Origin of the sequence: Sphaerisporangium album (assembly GCF_003323745.1) — a bacterium.
In the GTDB taxonomy this organism is placed as follows: Bacteria; Actinomycetota; Actinomycetes; order Streptosporangiales; family Streptosporangiaceae; genus Sphaerisporangium; species Sphaerisporangium album.
Genome location: NZ_QOIL01000032.1, coordinates 37,697 through 62,352, shown reverse-complemented (window position 1 = coordinate 62,352; position 24,656 = coordinate 37,697). Strand labels below are relative to the sequence as shown.

The following is a 24,656-nucleotide window of genomic DNA, read 5'->3' as shown; positions in this document are numbered from 1 at the left end:
TCAGTACTCCAGGACGAAGGCGAGGCCGGTCCGTCCGGTCTCGTGATGCACACGTGATACACGGCCGAGTGCCGGCGGATACGCGGCTTGGACGGTGTGGATACCCGGGTCGCACAGGATGGCGGTCATGTTCACTCCTCGAACCCCCGGTGCGCTGGCCGCACTGTCGATGACCATGATTCTGGCGGCGGCGACCGGATGCGGCTCGACCGCGGCGGCCGCGCCGTCCGAGGCCGCCAAGCCCGGTGCGCAGACCGCCGACGACCCGCTCTTCGCCTACCTGGGTAACGGCGGCTATGACGTCGACTCGTACGACGTTCGCTACGACTACCGAAGCGGCACCACGAAGATGGACGGTTCGGTGAAGATCACGGCCACCGCGACACAGGCGTTGTCCGGTTTCAGCCTGGACGCCGGGATGGAAAAGATCACGAAGGTCGCCGTGGCAGGGCATCCGGCCGACTTCCGCGTCGCCGGTGAGAAGCTGCTGATCACACCGGAGCAGATCTTGCCCAAGGGACGGCCGTTCCATGTGGACGTCTCCTTCCGGGTGGACCGCAGCGCCAACCCGCAGTCGCCGGCCTTTCCCAGGGACGAAGAGCCGCACCGCACGGCCTGGGTCGAAAAGAAGGACGGTTTCGCGGTCATGGGCCAGCCGGACCGAGCCCACCTGTACTTCCCCAGCAACGACCACCCCAGCGACAAGGCGAAGCTCACCTTCCGCATCACCACCCCCAAGGGTCTCCAGGCGGTCGCGATCGGCACGCTCCGCTCACGTGAGCAGAAGGCGGGCCGCGTCACCTACACGTTCTCCACTCGCGACCCCATCCCGACCCACGTCGTACAGGCGGCCGTCGGCCGGTTCACGCTGATCAAGGACAAGGGGCCCCGCGGTCTGCCGCTGCGCAGTTACGTCGCCACCGACCAGGCCACCAAGACACGCAAGCTCGTCAGCGGCATACCCGACCAGATTGCCTGGCTGGAGAAGCGGCTCGGCCCCTATCCTTTCGAGACCTACGGCGTGCTCGGAGTGCCCGAGGACTACAACGGTGTCGCACTCGAGACCGCGACCATCTCCACCTACGCCGTCGAAAACCTCACCGGCACCGACCTGAAAGGCCGCGTGACCAAGGAGGACATGCAGCACGACGCGATCACCATGATGCACGAGCTGGCCCATCAGTACTTCGGTGACGCCGTCTCGGTGCGCGACTGGAACCAGATGTGGATCAGCGAGGGCCACGCCGAGTTCTACCAGCTTCTGTATGCCGTGGAGATGGGCTATCGCGACCTCGACGACGCCGAGCGCGGTCTGCGTGCCCGCTACGTGTTCGACGGTGACAAGCGGGCCGAGTCGGGCCCCCCGGGGAAGATGAAGCACGCGCGGGACGTGCTGGTCGGCACGAACCAGGCAGGCTTGCTGATGCTTTTCGGCTTGCGGGAGATCGTCGGCGAGGACACCTTCCGAAAGATCGAGAAGACCTTCTTCGACGAGTTCCGCGGCCGCGCGGCCGACACCCGGGACTACATCAACGTCGCGAACCGGGTGAGCGGCAAGGATCTGACCGGATACATCAACAGCTGGATCTACGACGCCGACACCCCGCCGATGCCGGGCCACCCGGACTGGAAGTCCAAGCGGTGAAGTGCGCGAACAGCCGGCAGTACGGTACAGCGTGACGATCCGGCCTTCGAAGCTTCGCCGACCCGGCCCGGAGGCGACGGCGGCCCGTCGCCTCCGCCCCCGGTCCGATCAGAGCTCGTCGAGGATGCGGGTCAGGGCCTTCCTGGTGTCGGACACCGGGATCGCGTCGAGGCAGAGGCGTTCCATGACCGCCTGGTAGCGGTCGAGGTCCTCACGCTTGTCGAGGTAGATCGCGCTGGTGAGCTGTTCCAGGTAGACCACGTCGGGCAGGTCGCGCTCGGCGAAGCGCAGGATGCTGAACGGGCCGCCGGCCGCGGCGTGGCCACCGGCGCTGAACGGCATCACCTGCACGGTGACGGTGGGAGACGCGATGGCCTCCAGCAGGTGCTTGATCTGGCCGCGCATCACGTCGGGGCCGCCGAGCGGCCGCCGCAGCGCCGCCTCGTCGATCACGGCCCACAGGTGGGGTGGGTTGTCGCGTTCGAGCAGCTTCTGGCGGGCCATGCGCAGGTCGACCCGCCGCTGGATCTCGTCCTCCGGGCCGTCGGGGTGACCGAGCATGACGACGGCGCGGGCGTAGCCCTCGGTCTGCAGCAGGCCGGGGACGAACTGGACCTCGTAGCTGCGGATGCGGGTGGCGGCTTCCTCCAGGCCGACGTACGCCTCGAACCAGTTCGGCAGCACGTCGTCGAAGTTGTGCCACCAGCCGGGGCGGTTGGCCTGGGCGACCAGGGACAGGAGCGCCTCGCGCTCGCTCTCGTCGGTGACACCGTAGAGAGTGAGCAGGTCGGCGACGTCGCGCATCCGGAAGCTGACGCGCCCGAGCTCCATGCGGCTGATCTTGGAGTGGGAGGCGCGGATCGAGTGCCCGGCGGCCTCCAGGGTGATGTTCCGGCTCTCGCGGCGCCTACGGAGCTGCGACCCCAGAAGAATGCGCAACACCGTCGAGCTGCCGCGTTCCCGAGCCATCATGTTGAGCGGGGTCTCATCCCCTTCGGCTCGGGCTGTGATCATATCTCTTCCTTAGAACGGCAGGTCGATGACTCACTACTCACGGGCATAGAGAAGTTCACGATACCTCTCACGTCCCAATCCGGATATACCCCAACATCACCCTTAGGCCACGGTTTTGAACGTTCAGTAATCGCCTGAACGGTCAAAGGGCCAGGTCATCGAAGTCCCCGCACTTCGCGCCCTGGATGAAAGCCGCCATTTCGCCCCGGCTGTAAATCAGGGCGGGGCCACCCGGATGCCGGGAGTTCCGTACCGCGACACGGCCGTCCGGCAGCGGGGCCAGCTCGACGCAGTTGCCGCTCGGGTTACTGTACGCGCTCTTGCGCCACCGCACCCCGGCTTGCTCGAAGCGTGCGGTCAGTTCGGACGCGGGCATGCCATTGGAGATTCCGTCCATCTTGCCTCTTCACATCCCCCGGGAACCCAGACGAACCTGACATCCGTCTCGTAAGCCCCTCTATGCCACGGGAGCCCCATATAGGCGGTTCACCCCTCAAGCGTGAGCATACCTCTGTGCGTTTGCACGTGCATCGGTACTTGCACATGCACATCAGGAGGAGCAATATGGCTAAGCGCTAATCACCCTGCCGATCCCGACCTAACCCCCCAAGGCTCGCTTATGACTGGGTACAGGACACAACGGACGAAACCCGCTCGGGTGCCAGACCACGAGTGGGAAGACTGGCTGGCCGCTCTCGACCGTGTCCTGTCGCCCGCCGGCCCCTGGGCCTCCGACGACGAGGCGAGCACCGACCGGCTCAGGCTCGCCCTCTGCGAACTGCACCAGGACCCCTACGCCGCCCGCACCGCCCGCACCTTCACCACGGAGACCGTGCGCGGATGGGGGCTCACCGACCTGCTCGACGACGCCGAGCTGGTCATCGGGGAACTCGTGATCAACGCGCTGCGGCACGGGGTGCGGGGCCGCCCGGCCGTTCCGTCGGGTCACGCCGTGCGCGTCATCCTCGTCCTGACCGAAGCCTCGCTGGTGTGCGCGGTGATCGACCAGGGCGAGGACATCCCGACCCCGCGCGAGCCGGAATTCGGCGACGAGGGAGGGCGCGGCCTCCAGGTGGTCGAGGCCATCAGCGACCGATGGGGATGGGCGCCGCTCCGCTCCCCAGGCAAGGCCGTGTGGGCCGCCTTCGGCCTCGGCGACCGATCCGCCCCCGGCGGCCGTCACCTGGAGATATGCCAGTAAACCCAGGTGGGCCATCGCACCGGGCATACGCCGGAGAAAACCTTCTTCGTCCCATCTCATCTCATTTGAGGAAAGAACGGCCTCGACCTCCCCCCACCAGCGTTAACATCGGCATTCCCGGTGGAGGTGGGAACATGACGGCGCACGCGGGGCACAAGCCTCTGGGGTTCGATCCGACGATCCCCAACGAGGCCCGCGTCTACGACTACTACATGGGCGGCAAGGACAACTTCGCCGCCGACAGGCGGGTCGCGCGGCTCGCCCTGAAGATCGCGCCCGAGCTGCCCCTGATGTGCCGTGAGGGACGCAGGTTCCTGGAACGCGTGGTGCGCCACCTCGCCGCGGCCGGGATCCGGCAGTTCATCGACGTCGGCTGCGGCCTTCCCGCCCAGGGCAACGTGCACGAGATCGCCAGGGCGGTGGCCCCCGGATCCCGGGTGGTGTACGTCGACAACGACCCGATGGTCGTCCAGCACGCCCAGGCCCTGCTGACGGGCGACGACTCGTGCACGGCCGTCATCGAGGCCGACATGCGCGACCCCCGCGCACTCCTGAAGCACCCCCGCCTCACCGAGCTGATCGACCTCGACCAGCCGGTCGCGATCCTGATCCTGTTCACGCTGGTCGTGATCCCCGACGACGCGGCGGCGCGCGCCATCGTCCGCGAGTTCCGCGAGGCCGTCGCCCCGGGCAGCTACCTCGCCATCGCCCACAGCGTCTCGGACCTGTGCCCCGAGACCACCGCCAAGCTCGCGGCCCTCTTCCAGGACGACGGCATGGTCTCCGGCGGCCCGCGCCGCGACCAGTTGCGCACCAAGGCGGAGGTCGAGCAGTTGTTCGACGGCCTGTCGCTCATCGAGCCCGGGGTGGTCTACATCGTGGACTGGCGGCCCGGCACGCCGAAGGCGGAAGGCGATGGCGGCGGGGTGTGGTCGGTCGGCGGTCTCGGCCGGGTGGCCGCGCGGACGCCCGAGGCCGATCCGGCGGGCCCATCGGCGCCCGGGCCGGCCGCCTGAGGCGGTCCCGGCGATCCCGGGCTCCGCCGCGGCCCGGCCGAAGGCGTACTGTGGGCGCATAACGGCATCGACCCTGGTCAGGGACACCGCGAGGGGCCCTGCCGGTGCCGTCCGGCGGCGCGCGCCGTGCCGCCCGATGGAGTCGCCATGTCCGCAACGACCGTCACCCCGCTCAGGCGGGCGGCCCTGGCCCCGCTGCCGGTGGCCGCGCTCGGCCTGCTGTCGGCGTTCCCGCCGTTCGCCGCCGACATGTACCTGCCGGGCCTCCCGGCCATCGCCCGCGACCTGCGCACCACTCCCGCCGGCGTGCAGCTCACGATCACCGCGCTGCTGCTCGGGATGGCCGCGGGCCTGTTCGTGACCGGCGCGCTGTCGGACCGGTACGGCCGCCGTGCCACGCTGGTCCCCTGCCTGGCCCTGTGCGCGGCGTCCGGCGCGGCCTGCGCCCTCGCCCCGGACCTCGGCACGCTGATCGGCGCGCGGTTCGTCCAGGGCATCACCGGCGCGGCGTGCCTCGTGATCGCCCGCGCCGTCGTCTCCGACGCCGCCGAGGGCCGGGAGGCGGCCCGCGTCTTCGGCCTCATGATGACCGTCCTCGGCGTCGCGCCCGTCGTGGCGCCGCTCGTGGGCGGCATCGTGGCCGCCACCGCGGGCTGGCGCGCCGTCTTCTGGGCGCTGGCGGCGCTGACCCTGCTGATGCTCGCGGCCGCGCTCGTGGCCGTTCCCGAGACGCCGCCCGGGCGGCGCCGGCCGGTGCGGGAGCCCGGCGCGTCGGTGCGCGGCCTCCTGCTGGACCGTCCGTTCCTCGCGTACGCGCTGGCCTTCGCCCTGGCCTTCGGCGCGCTGACGGCGTACCTGGCCGCGTCGCCCTTCGTGCTGCGCACCCTGTTCGGCCTGTCGACCGAGGCGTTCTCGCTGGTCCTCGCCGTCTACGCGCTGGCGCTCGCGCTGGTCGCCACGGCCAACGCCCATCTGGTGTACCGCCACACGCCCCACCGGCTGCTGGAGGCCGGCCTGACCGTGCTGCTCGCGGCCTCGGCCATCCTGTGCGGGCTCGCGCTGACCGGCGCGCTCACGCTCGTCGCCTGCCTGCTGTCGCTGCTGGCCGCGGCGGCGTCCCTCGGGCTGGTGCTCGGCAACGCGTGCGCGCTGGCCCTCGGGCGGGCGCCCCGGGCCGCGGGGACCGCCGCGGTGTTCCTGGCCGCCGCGCAGTTCACGGCGGGGGCGATCACCGCGCCGCTGGCGGGGATCGGCGGCGACCGCGCGGCGACGGCCATGGCGCTGGTGATGACGGTCTGCGCCCTGGTGGCGCTCTTCGTCGTGGCGACGATGCGGACGACCTTGGACGTGACAAGGCGCGAACGCCTCGATACCGGACGTATCGGTATCGGGTCTTGCGATCAACCCCGGTGACGCACACACTCGAAGCGGGCGAGCCTACTCACGGCGCGTTCTGGGGGTGGTCCTCGTGCACGATGGCTACAGCACTCGCGAAACCTGGCCCTTCGAGTGCCCGCGTTGCCTCATGGTCTGGGAAGAGGATTACACCGTCCGGCATCTCACCGACCGCCACGGCAACGCGGTGGAGGTCTGGTCCCTCGCCGGGGTGCTGGTCCAGCCACCCTGGTCGGGCACGTGGTGCCCCGGCTGCGGCGACATCGACGTCAAGATCTTCCCCCGCGGCTATCTCTCCCGACATCCGGAGATCCGCCTCACCTCCACGCGTGCCACGCTGCCCCTCCCGGAGCCCGTGGCGGGCGGTGAGCCGATCATGGCGGCGCCCGAGCCGCCCGCGGTTCCTCCCGCGGCGGCCACGCGGCGCTCCCTCGTCCCTCCGAGGCATCCGGTGCTCTACGCGCTGGCCGGCCTCTCGGTGCTGCTCGTCGCGGGGCTTGAGTTGCTCCAGCTCCTCAGGGCGGCTCATCCCGTGCACTGACGACGCCACGCGGCGTGGCCGGCGGGGCAAAAACTTTCCCGTCGGCCACACGAGGCACTGTCAGCGGTACGGCGCGCCGCGCCACGCGGGGCGGGCTCACCGCCCCTGCGATGATCTCGAATGATTACGGTCCGTTGGTACCGTCTGGACGATCGAGCCCCAATATGTCAGTGATCTCGTGGGAGAAAGATCGATTGCCGCCCGCGCGTCGGCACGAATCAGACTTAACTTTTGCCTCATACCCCGTAAAATCCGCCGATGTGAACGATGGTCACCACGTCCCACAGGAGCTTCCGGTCCGCGAGCGCTCGTTCCGGACCAGCTCCGGCAGGCACCGGCGCCCGGTGCCCGCGCATCTGCCTCCGGACGCGCCCGCGCTCGTGCTGGCCGCGCCCGGCGCCGGCGGCGACGTCCCGGCGGCCGTCAAGACCATCGTCAGCGTCGACCACCCGCAGCTCGACGTGCGCCTGATCCATCTGGGCGACACCAAGACAAGCCTGGCCGAGACGCTCACCGAATGCGCCGCCAAACGGCCCGCCGGATCGCCAGCCGCCATCGTCGTCCCCCTGGTCACCGGCCCTCACCAGCAGGTGTACCGGGCCATCCGCGAGGCCGTCGCCGAAAGCGACGTCATGACCACCATCGCCGACCCTCTCGGGCCGCATCCGATGCTGGCCGAGGCGCTGCACGTCAAGCTCGCCGAGGGCGGGCTCGCCCGCGCCGACCGCATGCGCCTGTTCAACATCGCCGCCCCGGTGGACGGGATCATCGTGGCGACGGTCGGCGGCCAGGAGGCCGTGCGCGCGGCGGACGCGACGGTCGTCCTGCTGGCCGCGCGGCTCACCCTGCCCGTGGTCGCCGCATCGCTGGACGCCTCGCCCGGCGTCGGGGACGCGGCGCAGCGACTGCGCAACATCGGCGCCTCCCGCCTGGCGCTCGCTCCCTTCCTGATCGGGCCGGAGATCGACCCGCTGAAGATCACGAAAGCCGCCGAGTCGGTGGGCGCCGGATGCTCCGAGCCCATCGGCGCGCACAGCGCGGTCGCCCAGCTCGTCGCGCTCAGCTACGGAAGCTCGCTCACCGGCGTCGAACCCGACCAGCCCTAGGCGACCGGAGGGGACGTCCTCGCACCGGGGCTCGCGGCGGGCACCCCGGCCGCCGCCGTACCCGCGCCCCGGTCCACGCGGCCCCGCTCCCCCGTCACGCCACCGTCACGTCCGCCGCCTCGTCCCGCTTCTCGCCCTCCGGCAGGCCCGGCGTCACGTCCGGCCACGTGTGCACGGGCTCCTCGGTGAAGGCGAGCTCCTGGTAGCGCGCCAGCATGGCGGCACGGGCGCCCGGCTCGTCCCCCAGCGCCGCCAGCGCGCGGCGCTGCCAGGCCGCCCCGGTACGCCCCGTCCGCACCCGCTCGCGGACGACCGCCAGGCGCTCGTCCGCCTCGCCGCCGTCCACCCCCGCCGCGACGAGTCCCTCGCGGGCCACCGGCAGCAGGTCCAGGACCAGCTCGGCGGCCGGCACGGGCTCGGCGCGCCCCGGCCAGGCCAGCTCGGCCGAGAGCCCGGCGCGCGCGGCCCGGTAGAAGTTGCGGTAGGCGTCGGCGAAGGGGAAGCCGTCGATCCAGCCGGGCGCGGCCGCCGACGCCGCCACCAGCCCGAGCAGGAACGCCGCGTTGGCCACCATGTCGGCGCAGGTCGGTCCCGCGGGCAGGGCCCGCAGCTCGACGCGCAGGTGCCCGCCGTCCGCCGGGTCGTAGACGGGCCGGTTCCACTGCCACACCGTCCCCTGGTGGAGCCGTAGCTCGGCCAGCCGGGGCAGGCCGCCGGCGCGGACGGCCTCCAGCGGGTCCTCCTCGTCCATCACGGGCATGACCGGCTCGTACTCGCGGACGCTCTGCTCGAACAGCTCCTCGGCGCCGCCCTGCAACCAGCCGGAGCCGAAGCTGACCCGGCCGTCCACGCGCCAGGGCCGCTCCATGTCGCGGTCGTCGGCCGACGCCTCGAACAACGCGATCCGCGTCTCCTCCCACAGGTCGCGGCCGAGGAAGGACGGGGAGTTGCCGCTGACCGCGAGCACCGGGCCGATGGCGAGCTGCGCGGCGTTGTAGACGCGGGCGAAGTCGCCGGGCGGCGTGCGCAGGTGGATCTGCCAGGAGGTGTTCGCGCTTTCGAGGATCACGTCCTCGACCTCCAGCTCCAGCCGCTCGGCCCCGTCGATGCGCACGCGGAACGGCTCCGCGCGCACCCGGCGCATGCCCCGGCTGAGCGCGCGGTAGCGCACCTCGTCGCTCATGGCGTCCCGGGTGAAGTCGAACTCGTTGAGCGTCGGCAGGATGCCGATGGGCACGACGCGTCCGCCCACCGTGCGCGCGGCGTCGTCCACCAGCAGCGTCATCCGCCGCGCCTCGTCCTCCATCGCCGTGAACGGCCGCCCGGCCAGGGGCAGCGGGGTCAGGTTGACCTCCAGGTTGAAGCTGCCGAGCTCCAGGACGACCCGCTCGTCGCCCGCCGCGTCGCGCACCTCCTTGTTGCGCCGCAGCGGCCGCCCGTTCTCGCCGATCAGGAAGAACTCCAGCTCGGCTCCGACGCTCGCCGGCCCGGCGCCGAACCCGGGCCTGGCGAGCAGCTCGCGCAGCGCGACCAGGGAGTCCTCGAGGCGGCGGCCGAAGCGCGCGTACTCGGCCTCGGAGAACCGCTCCTTGGCTACCTGCTGTCCCATCGTTTCGTCCCCCACAAGTGACGGTCGGCGGTCGCCCCCCTAACTGTCCGGGCAGGTGGGTTTCATGCCTCACACCCGAGATGGAGCCCCACCCTTGACTCTACGTACGCGGCCCCCACGACCCGGACGGGTCTGCCGGGGGCCGCGCAACGAGATCACGCGAACCCATTGACGCCGCACCGTCCAGTCGGTATGCCTGAACAGCGCCATTGTGTTGGGTGAGGGCCCTGGTGGGGAGGCGGTGGCTATGCGCGTGCTCGTACACGCCTACCCGTGGGACGTGGTCGGCGATCCCCTGTTCGTCGGACGGGTACAAGCACTCGGCGTCGACGGGGTCAACCTCGCCGGCGCCTATCACACGGTGAGGGCGGCGACCCCCTGGCATCCGGAACACGCCTACGTGGACGCGAGGCACGCCGCGCTGTACCGGCCGGTGCGCGAGGAGGCCTGGGCCGGACGGCGCCTGGTGCCGGACGGCGCGGGCTGGATGGACGACCGCGACTCCTTCGGCACGGCCGCGCGCGTCCTGGCCGCCGCCGGGGTGCCGGTCACCGCGTGGATCGTCCTGACCCACAGCTCGCGCGTCGGCGAGGCCGCGCCGGACGTGAGCGTCGTCAACTGCTTCGGGCAGCACTACCCGTGGGCCCTGTGCCCCTCCCATGCCGAGGTGCGCGAGTACGCGGCCACGCTCGCGGCCGAGACCGTCCGCGACCTGCCCCTGGCGGGCGTGCTGCTGGAGGCGTGCGGCCAGCTCGGCACCGACCACGGCGGCCACCACGAGAAGACCGACGGCGCGTACGACCCGCGGGCGCGCCGCATGCTGTCGGTCTGCTGCTGCGCGGCCTGCCAGGCCGGCTGGGCGGCGCGCGGCGTCGACCCCGAGCGCGCCACGCGCGAGCTGCGCGCCGCCGTCCGCTCGCACGAGCACGACCTGGACCCCGGCACCGCCGCCGCGCTGCTGGCCGTACGCCACGAGGCGGCCGACGCGCTGCGCCGTCAGGTGATCGCCGCGCTGCCCGGACTGCGCGTCAGCCTGCACGGCAACCCGGACCCGTGGGCCACCGGCGCGAACCCCGGACTCACGCCGGACGCCGGCAAGGACGCCGAGACGGTCGTCGTGCAGGCCTGGCCGGTCACGGCCGAGGCCACCGAGCGGGTGCGGCTCGCGCGCCACGCGGTCCCGGCCGAGGTCGCGGTGGGCGCGTACGTCACCGTGCTGCCGCCGGTGCGCCACGAGGACATCGGCCCGCACGTGCGGCGGCTCGCCGAGGCGGGCGCCCAGGAGATCCACCTGTACCACGCGGGCCTGGCGGGCCCGGCCCGTCACGGCATGCTCGCCGACGCCGTGCGGGCGGCGAACGGCTAGGGAAGGACGCGAAGGAGCGTACAGAGCCGGAGAAGGCGCACGGATCGGAAAGGCGCACGGCCACCACGGTCCCACCCACGACGCCGGCCGGACGGTCACCCGTGATATATCAGGATACGAGGTGACCAATGCAGCGTCTGACCCCTGAGCAGTTGAGAAGCCACCGGTGGTACGGCACCGAAAGTCTCCGGTCCTTCAGCCACCGCGCGAGGACCCGCCAGCTCGGCCTGTCCGCCGAGGAGCACCTGGGCAAGCCCGTCATCGGCATCCTGAACACCTGGAGCGAGCTCAACCCCTGCCACCTCCACCTGCGCGAGCGCGCGCAGGACGTGAAGCGCGGGGTGTGGCAGGCGGGCGGCTACCCGGTGGAGCTGCCGGTCATGTCGCTCTCGGAGACGTTCCAGAAGCCGACGACCATGCTCTACCGCAACCTGCTGGCCATGGAGACCGAGGAGCTCCTGCGCTCGCACCCCGTGGACGCCGCCGTGCTCATGGGCGGGTGCGACAAGACCACCCCGGCCCTGCTCATGGGGGCCATCAGCATGGACCTTCCGGTGATCTACGTGCCGGCGGGGCCGATGATCCCCGGCAGCTTCCGGGGCCAGGTGCTCGGCAGCGGCAGCGACATGTGGCGGTACTGGGCCGACAAGCGGGCCGGGCTGGTCGGCGACGAGGTCATGAGCGGGGTCGAGGAGGGCATCGCCCGCTCCCCCGGCCACTGCATGACGATGGGCACCGCCTCCACCATGACCTCGGTGGCCGAGGTGCTCGGCATGACGCTCCCCGGCGCCGCCTCGATCCCCGCGGTGGCCTCCGCCCACAGCCGCATGGCCGCCGCGAGCGGCAGGCGCGCCGTCGACCTGGCCTGGGAGGACCTGCGCCCCTCCGCGATCCTCGGCGAGCAGGCGTACGCCGACGCCGTGACGGCCGTCCTCGCCCTCGGCGGGTCGACCAACGCGGTGATCCACCTGATCGCCATGGCCCGCCGCAGCGGCGTGCCGCTCACGCTGGACCACTTCGACGAGGCCTCGCGCCGCGTGCCCGTCCTGGCCGACCTGCGCCCGAGCGGCACCTACGTCATGGAGGACTTCTACCTGGCCGGCGGCCTGCCGGGGCTGCTGTCGCGCATCGCCGACCTGCTCCACCTCGACCGGCCCACGGTGACCGGCCGGCCCCTGCGCGAGGAGCTCGCCCGCGCGGAGGTCTACGACGACAAGGTGATCCGGACGCGGGACGACCCGCTGTCGGCCGAGGGCGGGCTCGCCGTCCTGCGCGGCAACCTGGCGCCGTCCGGGGCCGTGATCAAGCACGTCGCCGCCGACCCGCGGCTGCTGAGGCACACCGGCCCCGCCGTCGTCTTCGACGGTCACCGGGACCTGATGCGGCGCCTCGACGACGAGAGCCTGCCCATCACCGCCGACTCGGTCCTCGTCCTGCGCGGCGCGGGGCCGCGCGGCGGCCCCGGGATGCCCGAGCACGGCATGATGCCCATCCCCGAACGCCTGCTCAAGGCGGGCGTCCGCGACATGCTGCGCATCTCCGACGCGCGGATGAGCGGCACGAGCTACGGCGCCTGCGTGCTGCACGTCGCGCCCGAGTCCCACGTGGGCGGCCCGCTGGCCCTCGTCCGGGACGGCGACCCCGTCACGCTCGACGTCGAGGCCCGGCGCCTCTCCCTGGACGTCCCGGAGGAGGAGCTGGCCCGCCGCCGCGCCGCCTGGACGCCGCCGGAGACGGTCTACCGGCGCGGGTACGGCACGCTGTTCGACCGGCACATCCTGCAGGCGGACGAGGGCTGCGACTTCGACTTCCTGCTCGGCGCGGGAGGCGCCCCCGAACCCGACACCGAGTGACCCGCGCCCGGCGCCGGTGTCCTCCCGCGCGTGAGGTCTGGCCAACCCGCGCCCCGGTCCAGGCGGTCTCGCGGGTCGGGTCAGGCCCTCTCGCGGGTCAGGTCAGGCTCTCCGCGGGCGCGGGTTCCGGCGCGGGGACGGAACCGCGCGTGCGCAGGCCGAACGCGGTGACGACCGCCGCGACGACCGCTGCCGTCACCGGGACGACCAGCGCGGCCCGCAGCGCCCCGAGCGCGTCCTGCGGCGAGCCGCCCGCGAGCGCCCCGACGTTCACGGCCGTCACCGCCGACAGGCCGAGCGCGGTGCCGAACTGCATCGCGGTGTAGAGCAGGCCACCGGCCAGGCCCTGCTCGTGCTCGGCGACGCCGTCGGTGGCGGCCATGGTGAGCGGGCCGTAGGCCAGGGAGAAGGCCAGGCCGAGCAGCGCCATCGTGGGCAGCATGGCGGCGTAGGCCCAGTCCGGGCCGACCGGCAGGAACAGCGCGTAGGCCACGGCCGCGAGCACCAGCCCGCCGAACAGCACGCGCAGGTTGCCGAAGCGGGCCACCAGCCGGGGCGTCAGCGTGGGGGCGAGCACGGTGTCGACGCCGACGACCAGCATCGCCAGGCCCGTCTGCAGGGCGCTCCACCCGCGCAGCTCCTGCAGATACAGGGTGACCAGGAACTGGAACCCGGCGAAGGAGCCGATGAACAGCAGCGCCCCGGCGTTGGTACGGACGAGCGAACCCGAGCGCAGGATGCCGAGCCGGACCAGCGGGGCGGCCGAGCGGCGCTCGATCGCGGCGAACGCGCCCAGCGCCGCGAGCCCGCCCGCGAACGCGCCCGCCGTGCCGGCCCAGTCGTTGCCGGGGTGCTCCAGGCGGACCACTCCGTACACCAGCAGCAGCATCGCGCCGGTGACGACCAGCGCCCCCGCCAGGTCGAACCCGCCCGCCGGGCGCGGCGGGGCGTCCTCGCGCCCGATGAGCGGCACGGCGGCGGCGAGGATCAGCGCCGACAGGATGACCGGCGCGAAGAACACCCACCGCCAGCCCAGCGAGGCCAGCAGCCCGCCGGCGACCAGGCCGAGCGAGAACCCGCCCGCGGCCGTCCCGGCGTAGACGCCGAGGGCCTTGGTGCGCCGCGGTCCCTCGGGGAAGTGGGCGGTGACCAGCGACAACCCGGCGGGGGCCATGAAGGCCGCCGCGACCCCGGTGACGAACCGGGCGACCAGCAGCATCCACCCCTCGGTGGCCAGCCCGCCGAGGCCCGAGAAGACCAGGAAGACCGTCAGCCAGAGCAGGAACATGCGGCGGCGGCCCAGCAGGTCGGCGGCGCGGCCTCCCAGCAGCATGAAGCCGCCGTAGCCGAGCACGTAGGCGCTGACCACGCCGCTGAGCATCCCGGTCGACAGGCCGAGGTCGGCCCGGATCGACGGCAGCGCCACGTTCAGCATCGCCACGTCGATGCCCTCCAGGAAGATCGCACCGCACAGCACGTACAACACCCCCCAGGCACGCGCGCCCATACGGCCGTCCGTACCGAGGTCTCTGCCGCCGTCCGGATGGCCCCCGAATGTGGACATGAGCCGACTCCTCTCCCTGTGACGCGAAACGACGAAACCGTTCCAAGCACCGGACCGACGACGGTTACCGAAACGACCGTCGGTTCCCTCTTGTAACTGGCAGCATCATCAGGCACCATCGATGACCATGGAAGACGGCACTTCCAAGTCCCTCGGTCACTGCTGTGATACCGGCGACGACTTCGACGTCCTTCAGTGGGACACCCGCGAGGACTGCGAGGTCCGGCAGATCCTGGACCGGATCGCCGACAAGTGGTCACTGCTCGTGATCGCGCTGCTCGACCAGCGCAGCCTCCGCTTCACCGAGCTGCGCCGCAGGATCGACGGCGTCAGCCAGCGCATGCTGACCCGCACCCTGCGCCATCTCGAACGCGACGGCCTGGTGACCCGCACCGTGCACGCCACCGTGCCGCCCCGCGTCGACTACGCGCTCACACCCCTCGGCGCCACGCTGCACGAGACCATCAAGGCCCTGGTCACCTGGACCGAGGCCCACCAGACCGAGATCGCGGCCGCCCGCGCAGCCTACGACGCCCGCGCCGCCCTGGAGTCCGAGGCCCACGCGGACGCCTGACACCGCCAGGCCGCACCCGGGCTCCGGGTGCGCGACGATATACCCGTGTACGACATGTCAGAGGAGCCGGCGCTGCGGCCGGTGGCGCGGTCGACCACGCGCACCGACCTCGTCGCCGACTCGATCCGGGCCGCCATCCTGTCCGGCCGCATCAAGCCCGGCGAGACGCTGGTCGAACGCAGGCTCGCCGAGCAGCTCGGGGTGTCCAAGACCCCGGTGCGCGAGGCGCTGATCAGCCTCGCCTCGACCGGGCTCGTCGTCATCAGCCCGAACCGCGGGGTCAGCGTGCGCGTGCTGGACGCCGCCGACCTGCGCAAGGCGAACGAGGTGCGGCTGCTGCTCGAACCGTGGGCCGTCGCGGCGTCCACCCGGCTCGCGAACCCGGCGACCGTGCGGGAGGCGCGCGAGGCGCTCGCGGAGGCGGGCGGGCTGCTGTCGGGCGACGACCCGACGGCGCTCAGCCTGGCCAACCGGCGGTTCCACCACGCGCTGTACCACGCCTGTGACAACGAGCTGGTCACCGCCCAGCTGGACGACCTGCAGAACCTCGCCGCCCTCGGCACGGTGACGGTGCTGTGGCGGCACTGGCCGACGTGGCGCGAGGAGTTCACCGAGCACGAGAACATCCTGGCCGCCGTCGAGCGGGGCGACGCGCCCCTGGCCGAACGCCTGACCAGGGCGCACATCAAGCGCTCCGTCACCCACCTGTCCCGTACGCCGGCGAGCTGACAGGCCGGCGCGCGTGGCCGGCCATCCCGGCCACGGCGATCCGTCCCGCGGCGCCGTCCGGTGCCGGCTCCGCGGGAAGGGGCGCCCGGGTCAGCGAGAGGCGTCCGGGTCCTGGAGCCTGGCCTCGTAGCGGCGGAGGGTGACCTCGTCCGGGGGGTAGGTGCCGCGCAGGGGGGCGCCCGCGTCCACCTCCGACTGGATGAACTCCTCCAGCCGTTCCTGCGCCGACGCGTCGCGCGCGATCTCCGCCGCCAGGTGGCGGGGGACGCAGACCACGCCCTCGGCGTCCGCGACGATGACGTCGCCCGGGTAGACGGGCACCTCAGCGCAGCCGATCGGCACCTGCAGGTCGACGGCGTGGTGGCGGGCCAGGTTGGTGGTCGCGCACACCCCGGCGGCGAAGGCCGGCAGCGGCAGCTCGGCGAAGAACGGCGAGTCGCGCACCGCGCCGTCGGTGACCAGGCCCGCGACGCCGCGCCGCAGCAGGCGCGTGGCCAGGATGCCGCCGATCGAGGCCGCCCGGGTCTGCCCCCTGCAGTCCATGACGAGCACCTGACCCGGCCCCACCGACTCGACGGCGAGCCGCTGCGGGTGATCGTAGTCCTTGAAGACCGCCAGCACGTCGAGGTCCTCGCGCGCGGGAATGTGCCGCAGCGTGAAGGCCTCCCCCACCATGCGGGTGTGGCCGGGATTGAGCGGGCGAAGCCCTTGCATGAAGGTGTTGCGCAGCCCCCGGGCGAACAACTGTGTGGTGACCGTCGCCGTCGACACCCGGCGCAGCGCGTCCAGCACGTCCGCGTCCAGGGGTTCCCGCAGCTCGCTCACGCGGCCCTTCCCTTCCGCACTTCCAGGTCGAGGGACTTCAGGATCGCCGTGACCTCGTCGCGCTCGGCGTCGGTGAGCGGGGAGATCGGCGGGCGCACGTCCCTGCGGCAGACGCCGAGCTGGGCCAGCCCCTCCTTCAGGACCGAGACGTTGTTACCGTTGCCGTGCCGGGCGCGCAGGTCCTCGATCGGCTTGAGCCGCGCCCACAGCTCCATCGCCCCCTCCTGGTCGCCGTCCTGGAGACGGGCCAGCAGTTCCAGGGACCGCTCGGGGGCGATGACGGCCAGGCCGGAGGTGAAGCCGCGCGCGCCGCCCGTCCAGTAGAACGGCGCCCAGCTCTCGGCCAGCCCGCACACCCACGCCACCTCGGGGAGCTCCGCGGCGTTCTCGGCGAACCGCACCGGATCGGGAACGGCGTACTTCACGCCGACCACATTAGGGCAGGCGGACACGAGGGCCTTCAGCGCCCTCGCGGTCACCAGCGGCGAGCGCACGTAGCAGACCACGCCGAGCCCCGGGACGGCCTCGGCGACGGCCCGGTGGTAGTCGACCCAGCCGGTCTCGGTCTGGTAGGGATGCACGGGCTGGTGCACCATGACCCCGTGCGCCCCGAGGCCCGCCGCCTCGGTGGCGAGCTCGACGGCCCGCGCGGTGTCGTGGCCGACGCCCGCGATCACCGTGGCCTCCCCCGCCGCCGCGACCGTCATCGCGACCACGCGGCGCAACTCGGGGACCGACAGCGAGTAGAACTCGCCGGTGTTGCCGTTGGGCGTGACCGTCCCGATGCCCGCCGCGACCATGCGGGTCACCACGGCGGCGAAGGCGGGCTCGTCGATCGCGCCCCGCTCGTCGAACGGCGTGACCGGCACGGACACCACCGAGCCGAGCGCCCGCCTGACGTCATCCAGCATCCTGATCTCCCCTTCGTGGGTGGCTGCTGAGATCTGGTATATCAGTACATCGTCATGCCGACCTATTGACATCTCTCACAATCGTTTTCATTCTGGGGTGCGCACAGCCGAGCGGCTCGGTCACCAGCCGGACCGGGCCGCCCGGCCGCTCGTTCCCGGCAGGACGGCGACCCCCGGGCTGATCCTGTGCTCGCAGCGCCTCGCGGCGCGCCGAAGGAGGTTCACCCCCCATGAGATCTCCCCGATCGTCCGCCCTGGCGGGTCTTCTCGCACTGACGGTCCTCGGCGCCTGCGGGGCGCCGGACGCCGGCGCGGGCTTCGTCCCCGAACCCGCCGCCGGGGACGTGAAGATGCCGGGCGACGCGGTGACGCTCAACATCGTGGACGTCGCGGGCAACCTGCAGCTCACCCAGCAGATCTTCGACAACTACAAGGCCGCGCACCCCAAGACCGTCAGCAAGATCACGTACACGAAGGTGACCGCCCCCGAGCTGGCCGGCAAGGTCAAGGCCCAGCAGGACGCCGGACGCCTGGACATCGACCTCGTGCTCACCGGCACCGACGGCCTGGCCTCCGGCCTGGAGCAGAACCTGTGGGTCGACCTGGCGGGCAAGTACAAGGACAAGCTGCCGGGCACCGGCGGCTATCTCGACCCCGCGGCGAAGATGCTGGAGCTCGCGCGGGGCCGGGGCCTCATCGTCACGTACTACCCGTCGGGGCCGCTGATCGAGTACAACCCCGCCACCGTCCCGGACCCGCCGAGGACGGCCGCCGACCTGCTCGCCTGGGCCAAGGAGCACCCGAAGAAGCTGGAGTACGCGCGCCCGGCCAACTCAGGGCCCGGCCGCACGTTCCTCATGGGCCTGCCGTACATCCTGAAGGACAGCGACCCGAAGGACCCGGTCGCAGGCTGGGCCAACACCTGGAAGTACCTCAAGGACCTCGGGCGGTACATCGAGTACTACCCGACCGGCACCTCCCAGACCATGAAGGAGCTCGGCGAGGGCACCCGCGACATCATCCTGTCGACCACCGGCTGGGACATCAACCCGCGCGTGCTCGGCCAGGTGCCCAAGGACTTCAGGACCCAGACGCTGGAGGGCTTCACCTGGGTCACCGACGCGCACTACATGGTCGTCCCGAAGGGCATCACCGGCGAGAAGCTGGCCGTCGTGCTGGACCTGATGAAGTTCGCGCTCACACCGCAGCAGCAGGCCGTCACCTACGACAAGGGGTACTTCTACCCGGGCCCGGCGGTGAAGGGCGTGACCCTCGCCATGGCGCCGCCGGAGAGCCGGCAGGCGATCAAGGACTTCGGCCGGCCCGAGTACGACCGGCTGATCGAGCAGAACCCCAAGGCCGTGCCGCTCGACGCCAAGGCGCTGGTGGCTGCCTTCGACAAGTGGGACAAGGAGATCGGCGGCGACAAGGTGAAGAAGTCGTGACCCCCGGTCCCCGCCCCTCATACCGCACCCACGGCAGCGCTGCGAGGAACGCGTGACACACCAATCCGTACTCCCCGGAAAGATACGCGGCGGCTTCCGTGCCCTGCGGATGGACGGGGTGTCCCGGCGGTTCGGATCCACGACGGCTCTGGACCGGCTGGACCTCACGATCGAGGGCGGCGAGTTCATCGCCCTCCTCGGCCCGTCCGGCTGCGGCAAGTCGACCGCCCTGAACTGCCTCGCCGGGCTCCTCCCCCTGACCGGAGGCAGCATCTGGCTGGACGACGAGCGCATCGACCCGCTCCCTCCGGAGAAGCGCGGGTTCGGCATGGTCTTCCAGAACTACGCGCTCTTCCCCCACCTGCCGGTGCGCGGGAACGTCGGGTTCGGGCTCGCCGTCCGGGGGATCCCCAAGCCCGAGATGGCCAGGCGCGTGGACGAGGCCCTCGCGCTCGTCGAGCTCTCCGACCAGGCGGACAAGCTGCCCGGCCGGCTCTCCGGCGGCCAGCAGCAGCGGGTCGCCATCGCCCGGGCCATCGTGATCCGCCCGCGCCTAGTGCTCATGGACGAGCCGCTGTCGAACCTCGACGCCAAGCTGCGCCTGCAGATGCGCACCGAGATCCGCAGGCTCCACCAGTCGCTCGGCCTCACCACGGTGTACGTCACCCACGACCAGGAGGAGGCGCTCGCGCTGGCGGACCGCGTCGTCGTGCTGCGCCACGGCCTGGTCGAGCAGATCGGCTCGCCCGAGCAGGTCTACACGTACCCCGTCAACACCTACGTCGCGGGCTTCATGGGCTACCGCAACCTGCTGGAGCTGCCGGTGATCGCCCACGAGGGCGGCCGCGTGATCCTTGCCGAACCGGGGCTGCGGCTGATCGGCGTGGCGCAGGAGCCCTTCGGCGGGCCCACGGCGGTCGCAGCCATCCGCCCGGACGACTTCCGCGTCGGCGCGGGTCAGGCCAACGCGATCCGCGTCACGGTCGAGGTCGCCGAGTTCCACGGCCGCGAGATGGCCGTGGAGGGGTGACCGAGTCGGGCAGGGTGGTCCACTTCCGCGTCCCCGACCGGGTGCGGCCGGGCGAGAAGATCGAGCTGAGCGTCGCGGCCGACCGCGTCCTCGTCTTCGGCGCCGATGACGCCCCGGAGGCGGTCGCGTGATGGCCGCCACCGGGGCCGCGCGGGTCGTGCTGCGGCACCGGCTGGCCGAGCGCGGCATCGACCGGGTGCTCCTGCTGCTGGTGCCCGCCGTGCTGGTCCTCGTGCTGCTGTTCCTCTACCCCATGCTCTACGGCGTCGGCCTGTCGCTCCAGCCGCGCGCCGGGGGCGGGGTGCTCGCCAACTACCAGGCGTTCTTCCGCGACTCCTACCAGAGCTCCACCGTGTGGAAGACGATGCGGCTCGCGCTGCCCGCCGCGCTCGTCAACGTGGGCGCGTCGGTGCCGATCGCCTACCGGCTGCGCGGCCGCTTCCGGGGGCGGCGGCCGCTCACCGCGATCCTGGTGCTGCCGGTCACGCTCGGCACCGTCCTGGTGGCCGACGGCCTGCTGCGCTACCTCGGCCCCAAGGGCTGGTTCAACCGGGTGCTGCTGGACATCGGCCTCGTCCACGAGCCCATCCGGTTGATCTACAACTACTGGGGCGTGCTGTTCTCGCTGCTCATCACCGGCTTCCCGTTCGCGTTCCTGCTCGTCCTCTCGTACATGTCGGGCATAGACCCGACGCTGGAGCGCGCGGCCGCCACGCTCGGCGCGGGCCCCTGGCAGCGGGTCAGGCACATCACGCTGCCGCTGCTCACGCCCGGACTCGCGACGACGTTCATCCTGGCGTTCGTGCTGGCCTTCTCGGTGTTCCCGTCCGCCAACCTCGTCGGCGAGCCCGCGAACGAGACGCGCGTGATGGCCATCGCGGCCTACCAGGCGGCGTTCGAGAAGTACGACTACTCGATGGCCGCGACGATCGCCGTCCTCATGGGCGTCTTCGAGCTCCTCGTGATCGTCCTCGTGCTGCTGTGGTGCGGGCGTCTCTACACCGGTTCGACGGGAGGCAAGGGCGCGTGACGGTACCCACCCCCCGCCGCGCCGGATGGCGTGGCCCCTACGCGTGGATCGTCTGGGGCGGCGTGGCGTTCTTCCTGCTCAACCTGGCGGCGCTGATCCTCTCCGTCGTCGTGAACTCGTTCGCGGTGACCTGGTTCGGCTCCTGGCTGCCCTCGGCGTTCACCACCGCCTGGTACACCGACGCCTGGCGGGAGTTCGGGCTGGCCCAGGTGCTGACGGTGACCCTGCTCGTCGCCCTCGCCGTGGTCGGGCTCGCGCTACTGCTCGGCGTGCCGGCGGCGTACGCGCTGGCGCGGCGCGACTTCGCGGGCAAGCGGCCCGTCATGCTGCTGCTCCTGCTGCCCGTGCTGCTGCCGCCCATCACCTACGGCATCCCGCTGGCCACCGTCCTGTACAAGTTCCACCTCGCCGGCTCGATGTCCGGGGTGATCGCGGCCAACCTGGTGCCCGCGCTGCCGTTCGTCGTGTTGGTGCTGACGCCGTTTATCGAGCAGATCGACACCAACCTCGAGTCGGCGGCCCGCATGTGCGGCGCCGGCACGCGCCAGGTGTTCACGCGCGTCCTCGTCCCGCTGGTCGTCCCGGGCATCCTCGCCGCGGGGATCCTCGTGCTCGTCCGCACGGTCGCGATGTTCGAGCTGACCTTCCTGGTCTCCGGCCCCGACAGCCAGACGCTGATCGTCGCCCTGTACAGCGCGGCCTTCACCCCAGGAATCCGCGCCGCGCAGGCGATCGACGCGATGGCCGTCGTCTACACCCTGCTCTCCTCGGCCCTGCTCGTGCTCGCCCTCATGTTCGTCAACCCGACGCAGATCGTCGCCCAGGTGAAGGAGGTCACCCCGGAGTGAGCCCCACGGGCAGCCCGCGCGGACGAAGTCACCGCGAATTCGTTTGAACCGCTTCCGAAAGGGCCGCGTACCTCCGTCCGTACGCACATGCAGACGACATAGGAGGCCTTGATGCGGCCACGCATCGTCACATTCTGCGCTGCGGCACTCGTCCTGGGCCTGTCCACCGGCACGATCCCCGCGCACGCCACCTCGGAGTCTTCCCAGACCTCGAAGTCCCGCTCCAAGGAGACCGCCAAGACCACCACCACACACGCGGGCACGCGGTTCACCGAACTGCCGCTGATCTCGGACGTCGCGGGCAAGGCCGACGTGACCGACCCCAAGCTCGTCAACCCCTGGGGCCTGGCCATGGGCAAGACGCTGTGGGTCTCCAACGCCGGCACCGGCTCGGCCACCGTCTACTCGGGCGGCGCGAGCCAGCTCACCAAGGAGAAGACCGAGGTCGCGATCCCCGGCGGCACGCCGACCGGGCAGATCTTCAACGGCAGCGAGGACTTCGAGATCTCCAGTAAGGGCGTGAGCGGGCCCGCCACGTTCATCTTCGCGAGCCCGAGCGGCGCCATCACCGGCTGGAACGCCGAGGTCAACCCCGGTAGCGCGATCATCGCGGCCTTCACCAGGAACGCGGACTACAAGGGCCTGGCCATGATGCCCACCAACCGGGGCAACTTCCTGCTCGCCGCCGACTTCGCCCACAACCGGGTCGACGTCTTCGACGGCGACTTCCGCCGGGTGCGCACGTCGAGGTGGGCGTTCAAGGACCGCGGCCTGCCGTCCTCCTACTCGGCGTTCAACGTGGAGATCGTGGGGAACGCCGTCTACGTCGCCTTCGCCAAGCGGGACGCCGAGACCGGCAAGTCCATCGCCGGCAAGGGCTTCGGCTTCGTCAGCCGCTTCTCGGCCACGGGCCGCTTCCTCGGCCGCGTCGCCGCCCGGGGCGCGCTCAACGCGCCGTGGGCCATGATCAAGGCCCCGCAGGGCTTCGGCGCCTACGCCGGCGCGCTGCTCGTCGGCAACTTCGGCGACGGCTGGATCAACGCCTACCGCAACGGCCGCTACATCGGCGCGCTGCGCAAGTCCGACGGCAGGGCCATCGCGATCGAGGGCCTGTGGGACCTGGAGCCGGGCACCGCGGAGAGCGGCGGCGAGAACGCCCTGTGGTTCTCCGCCGGGATCCAGAAGGCCCAGCACGGCCTGGTCGGCCTGATCATGCCGTCCGACGCGGCGAACACCACGGCGACGCCGTCGGCCTCGCCCAGCGCGTCAGCCTCACCGACCTCCAACTCCAACTCCTACTGACGAAAGGAGGTGGGCGACCACCGAGCCGCTGACACCAGGGCTCCCGTGACCTGAGGAAACACCATCACAGCTCTCGAAGTACGGCACGACCCGCCCGAATGAGCGGAAGTCGGCTGCGGGGTGGCGCGCCCCGCAGCCGGCTTTCGGTCGTTCGGACGTCCCGGCCCCCTCGGCCGGGAGTCCGCCCACCACGCCGGGCGCCCGCAGGCCCCGGAGGACCGGCCGGCCCGGAGGACCGGCCGGCCGGTGCGTCATGCCACCGAGCAGTTGGTCCCGTTCAAAGTGAACGCGGAGGGCTTGCCGGTGTCGCCGGTGTGGCCGGCCTGGAAGCCGAAGTTGACCGAGGACCCCGGCGCGATGGCGCCGTTGTAGTTCACGTTCCTGGCGGTGACCTGCCCGCCGGCGGGCGAGATGGTCGCGTTCCAGGCCGAGGTGACGGTCTGCCCGCTCGGCAGGGTGAACGCCAGCGTCCAGCCGTTGACCGCGCTCGAACCGGTGTTGGCGATCGTCACCGAGGCGGTGAAGCCGGTGTTCCAGGTCTGCATCGTGTAGGTGACGCGGCAGGCGCCGGCCGGGGCCGTCGGGGTGACCGTCGGCGTCGGCGTGACGGTCGGTGTGACGGTCGGAGTCGGGGTGACGGTCGGGGTCGGCGTCGTGCCGTTCAGGCCGAAGAAGCGGATCGCCTCGGCGGCCATGCCGCTCAGCGGCAGGCTGTGCCCGACGCCCTGGATGCTGACCGCCTCGACCGGCGCCTGGCCGCCCGCGTCACCGTAGCGGGTGCGCGTCCAGTTCGCCTGCGGCTGGTCGGTGAACACGGGGGTCTGGCTCACGCCGTGGACGTTGGTCCACTGCTTGATCGACTCCTGGAAGTTCGGGTAGCGCAGCGTCGTGTCCTCGGTGCCGTGCCAGATCTGCATGCGCGGACGGGCTCCGGTGTAGCCCGGGTACGCGCCGCGGACCAGGTCGCCCCACTGCTGCGGGGTCTTGGTGACCTGGCCGTTGGCGCAGGCGCTGTTCCAGCTCGACCCGTCGGTGGTGGCGAAGCAGGCGAACGGAACGCCCATGAAGGCGGCGCCGGCCTTGAACACGTCCGGATAGTCGCCGAGCAGGACGTTCGTCATCATTCCGCCCGACGAGGCTCCGGTGACGTACGTCCGTGCCGTGTCGGCGTTGTAGCGCTGCTGGACGTACCTGACCATCGAGACGATGCCCACCGGGTCGCTGCCGCCGTCGTGCCGCAGCGCCTGGGGCGAGGACACGTCGAAGCAGCTCCCGCTCCTGGTCGCCGAGGGGTAGATGACGATGAACCCGTAGCGGTCGGCCAGGGAGGCGAACTCCGTGCCCGAGTAGAAGGCGGGGCCGGAGCCGGTGCAGTAGTGCACGGCCACCAGGATCGGCGGCCGTGCCGCCACGTTGTTCGGCACGTACAGGTGCATGCGCAGGTTGGTCGGGTTGGTACCGAAGCCGGTCACCTCGGTCAGCGACGCCGGCGCGGCCGGAGGCGCCAGCGTCAACCCCGCGACGACGAGCGCCGCGGCGGCCGCGAGGGCGCTCAGCAGCCTGGTTCTGATCCTCATGGTTGGTCCTTCAGCGTGGGAGGAAATCGACCCGCTGTTCGGTCCTGCGACTCCGGGTGCGTCGAAGCTCGGGCC

At 71.7% G+C, this 24,656-nt stretch carries 24 protein-coding genes; 16 read left to right on the top strand and 8 right to left on the bottom strand.

Annotation, left to right across the window (positions count from 1 at the left end):
* A complete protein-coding gene (locus DQ384_RS43885) occupies window positions 1-129 on the bottom strand; it encodes a hypothetical protein (RefSeq protein WP_281274185.1) in 129 nt (42 codons plus the stop codon).
* On the opposite strand from DQ384_RS43885, the gene DQ384_RS37480 reads away from it, so the two are divergent.
* A complete protein-coding gene (locus DQ384_RS37480; protein ID WP_114033645.1) occupies window positions 128-1,645 on the top strand; it encodes a M1 family metallopeptidase in 1,518 nt (505 codons plus the stop codon). The genes DQ384_RS43885 and DQ384_RS37480 overlap by 2 nt on opposite strands.
* Window positions 1,646-1,753: 108 nt before the next feature.
* Here DQ384_RS37480 and DQ384_RS37475 read toward each other — a convergent pair whose 3' ends face one another.
* The gene (locus DQ384_RS37475; protein ID WP_114033625.1) at window positions 1,754-2,659 is read right to left on the bottom strand and encodes a helix-turn-helix domain-containing protein; all 906 of its coding nucleotides are present in this window, start codon (window positions 2,657-2,659) and stop codon (window positions 1,754-1,756) included.
* A gap of 142 nt (window positions 2,660-2,801) precedes the next feature.
* A complete protein-coding gene (locus tag DQ384_RS37470; RefSeq protein WP_181871632.1) occupies window positions 2,802-3,056 on the bottom strand; it encodes a DUF397 domain-containing protein in 255 nt (84 codons plus the stop codon).
* Between the two features lie 261 nt (window positions 3,057-3,317).
* On the opposite strand from DQ384_RS37470, the gene DQ384_RS37465 reads away from it, so the two are divergent.
* The 5 genes from DQ384_RS37465 to DQ384_RS37445 all read left to right on the top strand — a co-directional run bounded on the left by DQ384_RS37465 (window position 3,318) and on the right by DQ384_RS37445 (window position 7,918).
* On the top strand, window positions 3,318-3,860 hold the full coding sequence (locus DQ384_RS37465; protein WP_181871631.1) for an ATP-binding protein: 543 nt from the start codon (window positions 3,318-3,320) through the stop codon (window positions 3,858-3,860).
* Between the two features lie 134 nt (window positions 3,861-3,994).
* Window positions 3,995-4,876, top strand: coding sequence for an SAM-dependent methyltransferase (locus tag DQ384_RS37460; protein ID WP_181871630.1), 882 nt, complete (start codon window positions 3,995-3,997; stop codon window positions 4,874-4,876).
* Window positions 4,877-5,023: 147 nt separating this feature from the next.
* Window positions 5,024-6,289: a Bcr/CflA family efflux MFS transporter gene (locus tag DQ384_RS37455; protein ID WP_114033622.1), complete on the top strand. Its 1,266-nt coding sequence runs from the start codon at window positions 5,024-5,026 to the stop codon at window positions 6,287-6,289.
* A gap of 112 nt (window positions 6,290-6,401) precedes the next feature.
* Window positions 6,402-6,812 carry a hypothetical protein gene (locus tag DQ384_RS37450; RefSeq protein WP_114033621.1) on the top strand — a complete coding sequence of 137 codons (411 nt, stop codon included), beginning with the start codon at window positions 6,402-6,404 and terminating at the stop codon, window positions 6,810-6,812.
* A 260-nt stretch (window positions 6,813-7,072) separates the two neighbouring features.
* The gene (locus DQ384_RS37445) at window positions 7,073-7,918 is read left to right on the top strand and encodes a sirohydrochlorin chelatase (RefSeq protein WP_114033620.1); all 846 of its coding nucleotides are present in this window, start codon (window positions 7,073-7,075) and stop codon (window positions 7,916-7,918) included.
* Between the two features lie 94 nt (window positions 7,919-8,012).
* Here the strand turns inward: DQ384_RS37445 and DQ384_RS37440 are convergent, their stop codons facing one another.
* Window positions 8,013-9,527, bottom strand: coding sequence for a glutamate-cysteine ligase family protein (locus tag DQ384_RS37440; protein WP_220183352.1), 1,515 nt, complete (start codon window positions 9,525-9,527; stop codon window positions 8,013-8,015).
* 247 nt (window positions 9,528-9,774) lie between these two features.
* Here DQ384_RS37440 and DQ384_RS37435 point away from each other — a divergent pair, with 247 nt between their 5' ends.
* The gene (locus tag DQ384_RS37435) at window positions 9,775-10,893 is read left to right on the top strand and encodes a hypothetical protein (RefSeq protein WP_114033619.1); all 1,119 of its coding nucleotides are present in this window, start codon (window positions 9,775-9,777) and stop codon (window positions 10,891-10,893) included.
* Window positions 10,894-11,021: 128 nt separating this feature from the next.
* Window positions 11,022-12,746, top strand: coding sequence for an L-arabinonate dehydratase (gene araD / locus DQ384_RS37430; protein ID WP_114033618.1), 1,725 nt, complete (start codon window positions 11,022-11,024; stop codon window positions 12,744-12,746).
* 97 nt (window positions 12,747-12,843) lie between these two features.
* Here the strand turns inward: araD and DQ384_RS37425 are convergent, their stop codons facing one another.
* Window positions 12,844-14,310: an MFS transporter gene (locus DQ384_RS37425; protein WP_245967055.1), complete on the bottom strand. Its 1,467-nt coding sequence runs from the start codon at window positions 14,308-14,310 to the stop codon at window positions 12,844-12,846.
* 127 nt (window positions 14,311-14,437) lie between these two features.
* On the opposite strand from DQ384_RS37425, the gene DQ384_RS37420 reads away from it, so the two are divergent.
* Together DQ384_RS37420 and DQ384_RS37415 are read left to right on the top strand one after the other, a co-directional pair.
* On the top strand, window positions 14,438-14,884 hold the full coding sequence (locus DQ384_RS37420; protein ID WP_114033616.1) for a winged helix-turn-helix transcriptional regulator: 447 nt from the start codon (window positions 14,438-14,440) through the stop codon (window positions 14,882-14,884).
* Window positions 14,885-14,938: 54 nt separating this feature from the next.
* On the top strand, window positions 14,939-15,613 hold the full coding sequence (locus tag DQ384_RS37415) for a GntR family transcriptional regulator (RefSeq protein ID WP_114033643.1): 675 nt from the start codon (window positions 14,939-14,941) through the stop codon (window positions 15,611-15,613).
* 90 nt (window positions 15,614-15,703) lie between these two features.
* Here DQ384_RS37415 and DQ384_RS37410 read toward each other — a convergent pair whose 3' ends face one another.
* Window positions 15,704-16,438 (bottom strand): ribonuclease activity regulator RraA, encoded by a 735-nt coding sequence (locus tag DQ384_RS37410; protein WP_220183350.1) that lies wholly within the window; start codon window positions 16,436-16,438, stop codon window positions 15,704-15,706.
* On the bottom strand, window positions 16,435-17,349 hold the full coding sequence (locus DQ384_RS37405; protein WP_114033615.1) for a dihydrodipicolinate synthase family protein: 915 nt from the start codon (window positions 17,347-17,349) through the stop codon (window positions 16,435-16,437). The genes DQ384_RS37410 and DQ384_RS37405 overlap by 4 nt, the downstream gene beginning before the upstream one ends.
* Before the next feature lie 230 nt (window positions 17,350-17,579).
* Here DQ384_RS37405 and DQ384_RS37400 point away from each other — a divergent pair, with 230 nt between their 5' ends.
* From DQ384_RS37400 to DQ384_RS37380, 6 genes are all read left to right on the top strand, one after another.
* Window positions 17,580-18,794: an extracellular solute-binding protein gene (locus tag DQ384_RS37400; protein ID WP_114033614.1), complete on the top strand. Its 1,215-nt coding sequence runs from the start codon at window positions 17,580-17,582 to the stop codon at window positions 18,792-18,794.
* A 52-nt stretch (window positions 18,795-18,846) separates the two neighbouring features.
* The gene (locus tag DQ384_RS37395) at window positions 18,847-19,824 is read left to right on the top strand and encodes an ABC transporter ATP-binding protein (RefSeq protein WP_220183349.1); all 978 of its coding nucleotides are present in this window, start codon (window positions 18,847-18,849) and stop codon (window positions 19,822-19,824) included.
* The gene (locus tag DQ384_RS43880) at window positions 19,821-19,955 is read left to right on the top strand and encodes a hypothetical protein (protein ID WP_281274184.1); all 135 of its coding nucleotides are present in this window, start codon (window positions 19,821-19,823) and stop codon (window positions 19,953-19,955) included. Before DQ384_RS37395 ends, DQ384_RS43880 begins: the two co-directional genes overlap by 4 nt.
* On the top strand, window positions 19,955-20,854 hold the full coding sequence (locus DQ384_RS37390) for an ABC transporter permease (RefSeq protein WP_114033613.1): 900 nt from the start codon (window positions 19,955-19,957) through the stop codon (window positions 20,852-20,854). The genes DQ384_RS43880 and DQ384_RS37390 overlap by 1 nt, the downstream gene beginning before the upstream one ends.
* Window positions 20,851-21,702 carry an ABC transporter permease gene (locus DQ384_RS37385; RefSeq protein WP_114033612.1) on the top strand — a complete coding sequence of 284 codons (852 nt, stop codon included), beginning with the start codon at window positions 20,851-20,853 and terminating at the stop codon, window positions 21,700-21,702. Before DQ384_RS37390 ends, DQ384_RS37385 begins: the two co-directional genes overlap by 4 nt.
* 111 nt (window positions 21,703-21,813) lie before the next feature.
* Entirely contained in the window at window positions 21,814-23,004 is a 1,191-nt protein-coding gene (locus DQ384_RS37380) for a TIGR03118 family protein (protein WP_114033611.1), read from the top strand.
* Between the two features lie 251 nt (window positions 23,005-23,255).
* Here the strand turns inward: DQ384_RS37380 and DQ384_RS37375 are convergent, their stop codons facing one another.
* The gene (locus tag DQ384_RS37375) at window positions 23,256-24,581 is read right to left on the bottom strand and encodes an extracellular catalytic domain type 1 short-chain-length polyhydroxyalkanoate depolymerase (protein WP_114033610.1); all 1,326 of its coding nucleotides are present in this window, start codon (window positions 24,579-24,581) and stop codon (window positions 23,256-23,258) included.
* Between the last annotated feature and the right edge of the window lie 75 nt (window positions 24,582-24,656).

Bases quoted from the DNA above. Each gene is read 5' to 3' on its own strand.
- DQ384_RS37425 (WP_245967055.1), bottom strand. From the start codon at position 14,310: ATGTCCACATTCGGGGGCCATCCGGACGGCGGCAGAGACCTCGGTACG.
- DQ384_RS37390 (WP_114033613.1), top strand. From the start codon at position 19,955: ATGGCCGCCACCGGGGCCGCGCGGGTCGTGCTGCGGCACCGGCTGGCC.
- DQ384_RS37415 (WP_114033643.1), top strand. From the start codon at position 14,939: ATGTCAGAGGAGCCGGCGCTGCGGCCGGTGGCGCGGTCGACCACGCGC.
- DQ384_RS37450 (WP_114033621.1), top strand. From the start codon at position 6,402: ATGGTCTGGGAAGAGGATTACACCGTCCGGCATCTCACCGACCGCCAC.
- DQ384_RS37480 (WP_114033645.1), top strand. From the start codon at position 128: ATGTTCACTCCTCGAACCCCCGGTGCGCTGGCCGCACTGTCGATGACC.
- DQ384_RS37375 (WP_114033610.1), bottom strand. From the start codon at position 24,581: ATGAGGATCAGAACCAGGCTGCTGAGCGCCCTCGCGGCCGCCGCGGCG.
- DQ384_RS37380 (WP_114033611.1), top strand. From the start codon at position 21,814: ATGCGGCCACGCATCGTCACATTCTGCGCTGCGGCACTCGTCCTGGGC.
- DQ384_RS37455 (WP_114033622.1), top strand. From the start codon at position 5,024: ATGTCCGCAACGACCGTCACCCCGCTCAGGCGGGCGGCCCTGGCCCCG.
- DQ384_RS37470 (WP_181871632.1), bottom strand. From the start codon at position 3,056: ATGGACGGAATCTCCAATGGCATGCCCGCGTCCGAACTGACCGCACGC.
- DQ384_RS37460 (WP_181871630.1), top strand. From the start codon at position 3,995: ATGACGGCGCACGCGGGGCACAAGCCTCTGGGGTTCGATCCGACGATC.
- DQ384_RS37435 (WP_114033619.1), top strand. From the start codon at position 9,775: ATGCGCGTGCTCGTACACGCCTACCCGTGGGACGTGGTCGGCGATCCC.
- DQ384_RS37440 (WP_220183352.1), bottom strand. From the start codon at position 9,527: ATGGGACAGCAGGTAGCCAAGGAGCGGTTCTCCGAGGCCGAGTACGCG.
- DQ384_RS37475 (WP_114033625.1), bottom strand. From the start codon at position 2,659: ATGATCACAGCCCGAGCCGAAGGGGATGAGACCCCGCTCAACATGATG.
- DQ384_RS37405 (WP_114033615.1), bottom strand. From the start codon at position 17,349: ATGCTGGATGACGTCAGGCGGGCGCTCGGCTCGGTGGTGTCCGTGCCG.
- araD (WP_114033618.1), top strand. From the start codon at position 11,022: ATGCAGCGTCTGACCCCTGAGCAGTTGAGAAGCCACCGGTGGTACGGC.
- DQ384_RS43885 (WP_281274185.1), bottom strand. From the start codon at position 129: ATGACCGCCATCCTGTGCGACCCGGGTATCCACACCGTCCAAGCCGCG.
- DQ384_RS37400 (WP_114033614.1), top strand. From the start codon at position 17,580: ATGAGATCTCCCCGATCGTCCGCCCTGGCGGGTCTTCTCGCACTGACG.
- DQ384_RS37420 (WP_114033616.1), top strand. From the start codon at position 14,438: ATGGAAGACGGCACTTCCAAGTCCCTCGGTCACTGCTGTGATACCGGC.